7 protein-coding genes are annotated in these 9,224 nt (G+C 54.1%); 5 read left to right on the forward strand and 2 right to left on the reverse strand.

The features are described from left to right. Window positions 1-52 precede the first annotated feature (52 nt). Window positions 53-886, reverse strand: coding sequence for an AAA family ATPase (locus CSQ89_RS17815; RefSeq protein ID WP_139022977.1), 834 nt, complete (start codon window positions 884-886; stop codon window positions 53-55). Between the two features lie 202 nt (window positions 887-1,088). On the opposite strand from CSQ89_RS17815, the gene CSQ89_RS17820 reads away from it, so the two are divergent. From CSQ89_RS17820 to gcvP, 5 genes are all read left to right on the forward strand, one after another. Continuing rightward, entirely contained in the window at window positions 1,089-3,056 is a 1,968-nt protein-coding gene (locus CSQ89_RS17820; protein ID WP_099407434.1) for a ribonuclease catalytic domain-containing protein, read from the forward strand. Window positions 3,057-3,070: 14 nt separating this feature from the next. Beyond that, a complete protein-coding gene (locus CSQ89_RS17825) occupies window positions 3,071-3,625 on the forward strand; it encodes a hypothetical protein (protein ID WP_139022976.1) in 555 nt (184 codons plus the stop codon). 36 nt (window positions 3,626-3,661) lie between these two features. After that, window positions 3,662-4,759 (forward strand): glycine cleavage system aminomethyltransferase GcvT, encoded by a 1,098-nt coding sequence (gene gcvT, locus CSQ89_RS17830; RefSeq protein ID WP_099407436.1) that lies wholly within the window; start codon window positions 3,662-3,664, stop codon window positions 4,757-4,759. 258 nt (window positions 4,760-5,017) lie between these two features. Then, window positions 5,018-5,404, forward strand: a complete 387-nt coding sequence (gene gcvH / locus CSQ89_RS17835) for a glycine cleavage system protein GcvH (protein ID WP_099407437.1) — start codon at window positions 5,018-5,020, stop codon at window positions 5,402-5,404. Between the two features lie 142 nt (window positions 5,405-5,546). Next, window positions 5,547-8,414 carry an aminomethyl-transferring glycine dehydrogenase gene (gene gcvP, locus CSQ89_RS17840; protein ID WP_099407438.1) on the forward strand — a complete coding sequence of 956 codons (2,868 nt, stop codon included), beginning with the start codon at window positions 5,547-5,549 and terminating at the stop codon, window positions 8,412-8,414. Between the two features lie 142 nt (window positions 8,415-8,556). On the opposite strand, the gene istB is transcribed toward gcvP, so the two are convergent. Further along, the coding region (gene istB, locus CSQ89_RS17845) for an IS21-like element helper ATPase IstB (RefSeq protein WP_199065670.1) at window positions 8,557-9,224 on the reverse strand (668 nt) is incomplete at its 5' end.

A 9,224-nucleotide genomic window follows, 5' to 3' on the forward strand; every position in this document is an offset into this window, starting at 1 on the left:
GGAGTCGTGCCGCTAAGGATTGGAAGACGGCGATGAACCAATTCGCTATTCTTTACGCGGACCGGTTTATTCGGCCATCCGTGTGAATCTCAAACCCGCCCTGAACACGGAAATCCTGACACCCCCGACAGATAAAACGCAATGTCCCGTCCGACAACATATTGGCTTTAAGCGCTGTATCTGGCTTACCTATTTGGGTCCACTCTAACTCCACAAAATCTGCGTTTGGGCGTAACACGAAATCACGGAAATAGGGTGCTACTAACTGAATGGTTTGAACTATCGATTGATAATGCTGAGGATGCTTGTCATGAAGCATGTGTAAATAGGCAGCCAGATTAGCTGCATCAATCTGTAGTCTGAGGTTATCGGTAATCGAATGCCGCTGTTTAACTCGTGCTCGCTCGCCGGTGTCATGAAAGTGATAGACCCGCCAACTAGTTACAGAAGAGCGAACATAAGGTGAATACTTGTCCGAGGCGTTCTTGAGTTTAGATTCGTCGTGTCCACGACCCAGAACAGCGCTGGGATTTGTACTGTAATAAACACCACCAAACCAACTTACTTCACTTTCAAAAATCAGACGATTATCACTGGTAGGGATCAAATCGAACTTGTAACCATTTTTGGCAAAATAAAACTCTGCATGTAGCCGGTCAGTAGTTTCTCGCCCGAAATGTAGTAAAGCGTCTGGCCCGCCCAGGCGCTGTACGTACACCTGTAACTGTTCCTCAACCATTTCTGCCAACATGCGAAATAGGTTGATGAAGTTGCTCTTGCCTGCGCCGTTGGCACCAATCAGCACATTAAGGTTGTTAAGCGTGAAATTTCGCAGTTCGCGAATTGACTTGTAGCCGGTCACCGTGAGCGAATCCACTCTGGACATACAAATACTCCTTCTGTTGACAGATATCTTAACGCAGGAGTTAGGACGTTGCTTCTTATGGTGGCAAGTCCGTCGCCCACCAGCTAACAGCACAGATTTAACTCTCTAGTCTTGGCTGCGCCGAGACACGGGCGAGTTAGGGTTGCTCGGGTATAATCGTGGCCTCTTCTCCCTACTTAACTGCCGGTTTCGGCGGTGTGACATGAACGTCTTTTACGAAGAAAGCGGCGACTTCAAGGTCGCTGCCATCATGAGCGAAACCGATGCCACCCTGCAGGTCGAGGATGCGCGCGGAAAACGCAGCAAGATTAAGGCGCACGATATCCGGTTGCGTTTCGACAAAATCACCCTGGCAGAATTTATCCCGCAAGCGACAGTCATGGCTGACGAGCTTGACCTTGATTTCCTTTGGGAAGTAGCGGGCAGCGAGGAATTTTGTTTCACCGATCTGGCGGTTGAGTACTTTAGTCCCAAGCCCAGTTCGCTTGAACTTGCAGCCATGTGCGTGCGTCTGCATGCCAACCCTATGTACTTTTATCGTAAGGGGCGTGGCCGCTATAAGGCCGCGCCTGAAGATAATCTGCGTGCCGCCAAGGCGGGCCAGGAGAAAAAAGCGCGTGAAGCTGCCCTGATGGCGGAGTGGCAGGCAGACCTGCTGGCCAGCAGGTTGCCGGAGGCGCTTCGGTCGCAGGTGAAAGCACTCTTGCACCGGCCAGATAAAAACACGATCGAGTGGAAGGCGCTGGCAGCTGCGGCTGATGCCGCACAGAAGTCGCCACTGCGGCTTTTGGAAAGCTGTGGTGCGATTCCAGATGTTGAGGCTTGGTTGTTGGATGGTTTCCTGGTCGAATACTTTCCCAAAGGAGTTGGATTCCCGGACATTCAACTGCCGTTGCCGCCAAATGATTTGCCAGTAGCTGGTGTGCGAGCTTTCTCGATTGACGATGCGGCGACGACGGAAATCGACGATGCGTTGTCGGTCACATTGCTGCCCGACGGTAATACCCGAGTCGGTATTCACATCGCTGCGCCTACTTTGGGCGTAGCGGCTGGCTCGACCATGGAAAACGTGGTGCTGGCTCGTCTGAGCACGGTTTATTTCCCTGGCGACAAGATCACCATGTTGCCCGATGCGGTAGTCGAGAACTTTACGTTGGCTGAAGGGCGTGATTGTCCGGCGGTGAGTCTCTACGTCACGGTGACACCGGAGTTTGAGATTGTTTCTGCCGAAAGCCGGCTCGATAGCGTGCATATTGCAGCCAATCTACGCCACCACGATCTCGACCCGGTTTTCAATGAAGAAACCGTTGCACTATCCGACGGCGGTCCGGACTATCCATGGAAAAGTGAATTGCACTATCTGCATCGCTTTGCCATCGCCTTGGAAAAAGCCCGTGGCAAGCATGACCCGAATCGCGTGGAACGGCCTGATTACAGCTTTGCTATCGATAAAGATGAATCAGGTGAAAAGCACATACGCATCTACCCCCGTAAGCGTGGCAGCCCCATGGACAAGCTGGTCGCAGAGTTGATGATTCTGTGTAACAGCACTTGGGGTAAACAGTTGGCGGATGCGCGTATCCCTGCGATTTATCGCGCCCAGGCAATGGGGCGGGTGAAGATGACGACGCAGCCGTCACCCCATGTTGGGTTGGGCGTGGCGCAATATAGTTGGGCTTCTTCACCCCTACGCCGTGCGGCGGACTTCATCAATCAGCAACAACTTGTGGCGATGCTGCGTGGTGAGTCACCCCGATATGCACCGCGTGACCCTATGTTGTTTGCTGCCCTGCGTGATTTCGACCAGACCTACAACGCTTATGCAGAGTTCCAAAGTCGTATGGAGCGCTACTGGTGCTTGCGCTGGCTTGAGCAAGAAGGCATCAGTGATATTGGCGCTACGGTGATCAAGGAAAATCTGGTCCGTTTCGACGGTCTGCCACTGATGCTGAGGATTGCGGGTTTGCCGGAGTTAGCCCGAGGCACACCAGTCAAGTTGCAGATGATCCGTACTGATTACCTTGATCTTGCCCTGGAATGCCGCCTCTTGGAAGCGGGTGAGCCTGTAACGGTGGTTGAAGAGGAAGAAGAAATTACCGAGGCTGCTGAGGCTGAAGTCGAGACCGCGGTAGTTGAAGGCGAAGCGCCGCTGGCGCCTGTGGCATCGTGATGGCAGGTGTTCAGATGAGTATGCGCCCCACCAACCGTATTGATCATTTCCTACCCATTCGATTTAAGAATGGCGCCGTGGTTAAGCAGTTTTCCAAGCCCTGTATAAAGTGCGGGCAGTTATTGCAGGCCCGGCATATGCACGGTATTGCCCGCTTGCTGGAGGACCATCTGGCGATGGCGGCTACTGCCCATTGTCCGGCTTGCCATACCCAGTTTGGTGTGGCTTGTGTCATTGACAATGAAAAACGGGTGCGTCGCGTCGTATTGCCTCTCTTTTTGTTCAAGCTCTACTTGCGTACGCTTGCCATGCACCCTGATGAAGTGGCGGCACATGAGCAAGCGCTGGCCGACATCGCCAAAGCGCAAACGCCGGTTATTAAAGCTGAGCCGGTCGACTACCCACGTGCGGGTTCGATTATTGGCCGTTATGGTGATAAGCCGATTCCTGCCTATATCGTGGTGGATGGCCGGGAAGTGCCGTTTGACCGCATTGAAGCCGATGGCCAGGTGAATGTCGGCGAATATCTACTCGATGGTTGCTTTGTCTACAAACCCGCGCATCCATAAACTGCGCCATTCCAACGTTTCTCACGAGGAAGCCCTATGTCTCAACGCACTCCCCTGTTCGATGCCCACTTGGCGGCCAATGGCAAGATCGTTGACTTTGCCGGCTGGGAAATGCCGATCAACTATGGTTCGCAAATCAAGGAACACGAGGCGGTTCGGACCGATGCCGGGATGTTTGACGTGTCGCACATGACGGCGGTGGATGTACGGGGTGAGCGGGCGACTGAATTCTTCCAGAAACTGATTGGCAACGATGTGGCCAAGCTGGGGTTCGAAGGCAAAGCACTGTATTCAGGTATGTATAACGAAGCGGGTGGCGTGATTGATGATCTGATTGTCTACCGCACCCACAAGGGGTACCGCGTGGTGGTGAATGCCGGGACAACCGACAAGGATTTGGCCTGGATGCAACCGATTGCCGCCCAGTTCCACGTGGAACTGATGCCGCGCCGCGACCTTGCCATGATTGCTGTTCAGGGCCCCAATGCCATCGCCAAGACCAAGGCGGCCAAGCCCGAAGTTGCGGCGCTTATTGATAGCCTGCAAGTCTTCCAAGGTTTGCCGCATGGCGAGTGGTTTTTTGCCCGCACGGGGTATACCGGGGAAGATGGCCTTGAAATCTCTATGCCTGCGGCGGAAGCTATTCCGTTTTGGAACAAACTACTTGAAGCTGGTGTTGCCCCAGCGGGGTTGGGTGCACGCGATACGTTGCGGCTCGAAGCGGGTATGAATCTCTACGGAAATGAAATGGACGACGCCGTTTCGCCATTGGCTGCCGGTATGGGTTGGACTATCGTGTGGGAGCCTGCCAGCCGTGATTTTGTTGGCCGCAAAGTGTTGGAAAAAGAGAAAGCCGAGCGTGCAGGTAGCGCTTCGGTTCTCAAGCAAGTGGGCTTGGTATATGAAGGCAAAGGCGTATTGCGCGGTCATATGAAGGTTGTTACTACAGTGGGTGATGGCGAAATCACATCGGGTACCTTCTCGCCCACGCTTCAGATTTCTATTGCCATGGCGCGTGTGCCGTTGGCTGTGAAAGTGGGTGATGCAGTGCAGGTTGATATCCGTGGCACGCTACAGCCTGCTCGTGTAGTGAAAATACCATTTGTGCGTAACGGCAAGAAGGTATTTGAATAACAAGCCTTCAGGCATAGGGAGGCTCGTTTTTGATCTGTCACAAGCAGTATGTGAGCCCTGATCATGGTTGTAGTCAGAACATGAGCCGGGACTGGGCATCAAGCATCTGCTGCTTTATCCAGTCTGTAACTGAAGCAGACCCCCCTACAGATTTGGTAGAATCCGCGCCAATTCTTCTTGGCTTGCGGCTTCTATTCAAGAAGTACTTTCGTAACCGATTAATCCGGCCTGATTGGGCTGTCACTCGACGAGAAAACCATGAGCAATATTCCTAGCGATCTGAAGTACGTTGCCAGTCATGAATGGCTGCGCCTTGAAGCCGACGGTAGTGTGACCGTGGGTATTACCGATCATGCTCAAGGTCTGTTAGGTGACGTGGTGTATGTGGAAGTTCCTGGCGTGGGCGCTGTGTTGGCTGCGGATGATGGCGCTGGCGTGGTTGAGTCGGTGAAGTCAGCTTCCGATGTATATGCGCCAATTGCTGGCGAAATCGTTGCTGTAAACGAAACCTTGGCCGATACGCCGGATACGGTAAACAGCGACCCCTATGGAGCAGGTTGGTTCTTCAAGATCAAACCCGCTAATGCCGCTGATTTGGAAGGTTTGATGAGTGCTGCCGCCTACGCAGAGGAAATCGGGGCTTGAGGATGCACCCTCCCGAATCTCTCCCACTTGTGGGCATAGAGTTGTAGAAATACTACCGGCCGCCATCAGCGGCCGGTTTGCCATTTTCGTGAACGCCGCTCGGGCTTCAGTACCGCTGTGGCAATTGTTGAAGGGTCATACCATGACGCCGCTGTCCTCGCTTGAAAACCACAACGAATTTATTCACCGCCATATCGGCCCTGATGAAGCAGAAATTGCCAGCATGTTGGAGGTTGTTGACACCAAGTCGCTGGATGCGCTGGTGAGAGATACGTTGCCTGCCGGTATTCTGGGTGGAAGCCCTGTGGCACTGCCCGATGCAGTGACTGAAGAGGCCGCGCTGGCGGAAATTCGAACCATTGCCAGTAAGAACGTGATTGCCCGTTCCTTTATTGGCTTGGGTTACAACGAGACCATCACACCCAAGGTGATCCTGCGCAATGTGATGGAAAACCCCGGCTGGTACACCGCCTACACACCCTACCAGGCTGAAATTTCGCAAGGGCGCCTGCAAGCACTGCTAAATTTCCAGCAAGTAGTATTGGATCTCACGGGTTTGGAATTGGCCAACGCGTCGTTGCTTGATGAGGCAACGGCCGGCGCCGAGGCGATGGCCATGGCTCGCCGTGTCTCCAAGACCAAGTCGAACCGCTTTTTCGTTGATCGCGATGCCCTCCCCCAAACCATTGATGTGATGAAGACGCGCGCCCAGGCTTTTGGCTGGGAATTGATTTTTGGTACAGCTGCTGAGGCAAAAGACCATGAAGTCTTCGGTGCGCTGTTTCAGTACCCCAACGTTAACGGCGAAATTGCTGACCTTGAAGCCGCGATTGTGGCTGTGAAGGCCATGGGTGGGTTGACAGCGTTGGCGACAGACCCATTGGCGTTAGTGCTACTAAAGTCGCCAGCCGCATTGGGTGCCGATGTGGCACTGGGTTCAGCACAGCGCTTTGGCGTGCCGATGGGCTTTGGCGGCCCACACGCTGCTTTCTTCGCGACCAAGGATGAATACAAACGCTCGGTACCCGGCCGTATTATCGGCGTGTCGGTCGACAGCGCCGGCAACCCTGCCTTGCGTATGGCGTTGCAAACCCGTGAGCAGCATATCCGGCGTGAAAAGGCCAATTCGAACATCTGTACCAGCCAAGCACTCTTGGCCAACATGGCGGGCTTCTATGCCGTCTACCATGGTCCGGAAGGTCTCAAGCGTATCGCCAATCGTATCCACCGCTTGACGGCTATTTTCGCTGAAGGTCTTAAGCGCGTTGGTGTCAGTGTCCAGACCCGCCATTTTTTCGATACCGTGGTTGTTGACCTCGGTGCGAAGACCCATGCTGCATATGAAGCTGCGCAAGCCGCCGGTTACAACCTGCGCCACGTATCAAGTAGCCAAATCGGCATCAGCTTTGGCGAACAGGCCTCGCGCGATGATGTGAAAGCGTTGTGGACCGCTTTGGTAGGCGAACCTGCCAAGGCGCTGGATGTAGAACTGCTCGACCAGGAACGCGTTGTCGCGTTGCCAACCAGCGCCTTGCGTACCGATGCCATCCTTAGCCATCCCGTATTCAACGCCCATCACACTGAAACCGAAATGCTGCGCTTCCTGAAGAAGTTGCAGAACAAGGATCTGGCGTTGGATCATTCGATGATTTCGCTCGGTTCTTGCACCATGAAGCTGAATGCCACCGCTGAAATGATCCCCGTGACTTGGCCTGAATTTGGCAGCATCCACCCCTTTGCCCCAGCTACCCAGACACGTGGTTATCTTGAACTGATCGAGGGCCTCAGTGAGCAGTTGAAGGCCATTACCGGCTTTGACGAGATTTGTATGCAGCCCAACTCAGGCGCACAGGGTGAATATGCGGGCCTTTTGGCGATTCGGCGTTATCACGAGGCGCGTGGTGAAGGGCATCGCAATATTTGTCTGATTCCACAATCAGCGCATGGCACCAATCCCGCGACAGCGCAGATGATGTCGATGCAGGTAGTCGTAGTGGCCTGCGATGAGAGCGGCAATGTGAATGTAGCGGACTTGAAAGCCAAGGCCGAGCAACACAGCGCCAATCTGGCTTGTCTCATGATCACCTACCCGTCTACCCATGGCGTGTTTGAAGAAGCGATTCGTGAAATCTGCGACGTGATTCACAGTCATGGCGGCCAGGTCTATATGGACGGCGCTAACTTGAATGCCTTGGTGGCCTTGGTTAAGCCGGCTGAAATCGGTGCAGATGTGTCGCATATGAACCTGCACAAGACCTTCTGTATTCCGCACGGAGGTGGTGGCCCCGGCATGGGTCCAATCGGATTGAAGGCGCACCTAGCCCCTTACATGGCCAACCATGTGGTTACCCCTGTTGATGGCCCACATCGTGGTCAGTCGGCTGTGTCGGCTGCACCGTTTGGCTCGGCATCCATTTTGGTGATCTCCTGGATGTATATCCGCATGATGGGGGGCAATGGCTTGAAGAAGGCAACCCAGACTGCCCTCTTGAATGCCAACTACATGGCCAAGCAGCTCTCCAGCGACTACCCTGTGCTGTATACCGGTAAGAATGGCCGCGTGGCCCATGAGTGCATTATCGACCTACGCCCGCTAAAGGCAGAGACGGGTGTCACCGAAGTGGATATCGCCAAGCGCCTGATGGACTTTGGTTTCCATGCGCCGACCATGAGCTTCCCTGTACCGGGCACCTTTATGATCGAGCCGACCGAGTCGGAATCAAAAGCCGAACTCGATCGCTTCATCGAAGCCATGCGGACCATCCGCGCTGAAATTCACAAGGTAGGCGCAGGAGACTGGCCTGCTGATAACAACCCGCTTCGGCATGCACCACACACTCAGTTTGCGGTGATCGGCCAGTGGGAACGCCCATACAGCCGTGAAGTAGCGGCCTACCCGCTTGCTTGGGTACGCGACAATAAGTTCTGGCCAAGCGTGGGTCGTATCGATGATGCGTATGGTGACCGAAATGTAGTTTGTTCATGTCCAAGCATCGACGCCTACAAGTAATCGTACTCACCGTTGCAGCAAGCAATCTGCTTGCTGCAACGGTTGTGCCGCAGAATCAGCGGATCAGGTACTACGATGTCCATGGCCTGTCAAACAGCGTCCAATAGTTACCAGGTAACAGCGCCCAATTCTTTCCAATGACTCAGTGTGTCTTTGCCCCTTTCTTGCGGTGTTTGAATCGGTAGGAATCATTACCCGTTTCGAGAATGTCGCAGTGATGTGTGATGCGATCCAGCAAGGCCGTGGTCATCTTGGCGTCACTGAACACCGACACCCATTCGCCGAAGCTAAGATTGGTCGTGATGATCAGGGAAGTCTTCTCATAGAGCTGACTGATCAAGTGAAACAACAAAGCGCCACCTGATGCCGGGAAGGGGAGATACCCCAGCTCATCAAGGATCACCGCATCGATCTGTATCAACTGCTTGGCCAGGCTACCCGCCCTCCCTTGCTGCTTTTCCCGTTCCAGTTGGTTGACTAAATCAACTGCGTTGTAAAAGCGAACCCGCTTACCCTGATGGATGGCGGCAACACCCAGCGCGGTAGCCAAGTGCGATTTCCCAGTGCCCGTTCCACCCACCAGAATCAGATTGTGCGCACTCTCCATAAAGGCAGCGCTCGCCAGTTGCTCAATCTGGGCTGGCGGCAGCGAGGTTTCCGACCAGTCGATTCCGGTCAGGTCCCGGTGAATGGGGAAACGCGCCGCCTTGAGCTGATAACGCAAGCTGCGTGCTTGCCTATCCGCCAATTCAGCTTCAATCAGCCGATCAAGCCAAGCTTCTGGCTGCATGGGTTGGCGTGGACCTTCGG

The organism is Chitinimonas sp. BJB300, from assembly GCF_002735695.1.
Taxonomy (GTDB): domain Bacteria; phylum Pseudomonadota; class Gammaproteobacteria; order Burkholderiales; family Chitinimonadaceae; genus Chitinimonas.

Bases quoted from the DNA above. Each gene is read 5' to 3' on its own strand.
- gcvT (WP_099407436.1), top strand. From the start codon at position 3,662: ATGTCTCAACGCACTCCCCTGTTCGATGCCCACTTGGCGGCCAATGGC.
- gcvP (WP_099407438.1), top strand. From the start codon at position 5,547: ATGACGCCGCTGTCCTCGCTTGAAAACCACAACGAATTTATTCACCGC.
- gcvH (WP_099407437.1), top strand. From the start codon at position 5,018: ATGAGCAATATTCCTAGCGATCTGAAGTACGTTGCCAGTCATGAATGG.
- CSQ89_RS17815 (WP_139022977.1), bottom strand. From the start codon at position 886: ATGTCCAGAGTGGATTCGCTCACGGTGACCGGCTACAAGTCAATTCGC.
- CSQ89_RS17820 (WP_099407434.1), top strand. From the start codon at position 1,089: ATGAACGTCTTTTACGAAGAAAGCGGCGACTTCAAGGTCGCTGCCATC.
- CSQ89_RS17825 (WP_139022976.1), top strand. From the start codon at position 3,071: ATGAGTATGCGCCCCACCAACCGTATTGATCATTTCCTACCCATTCGA.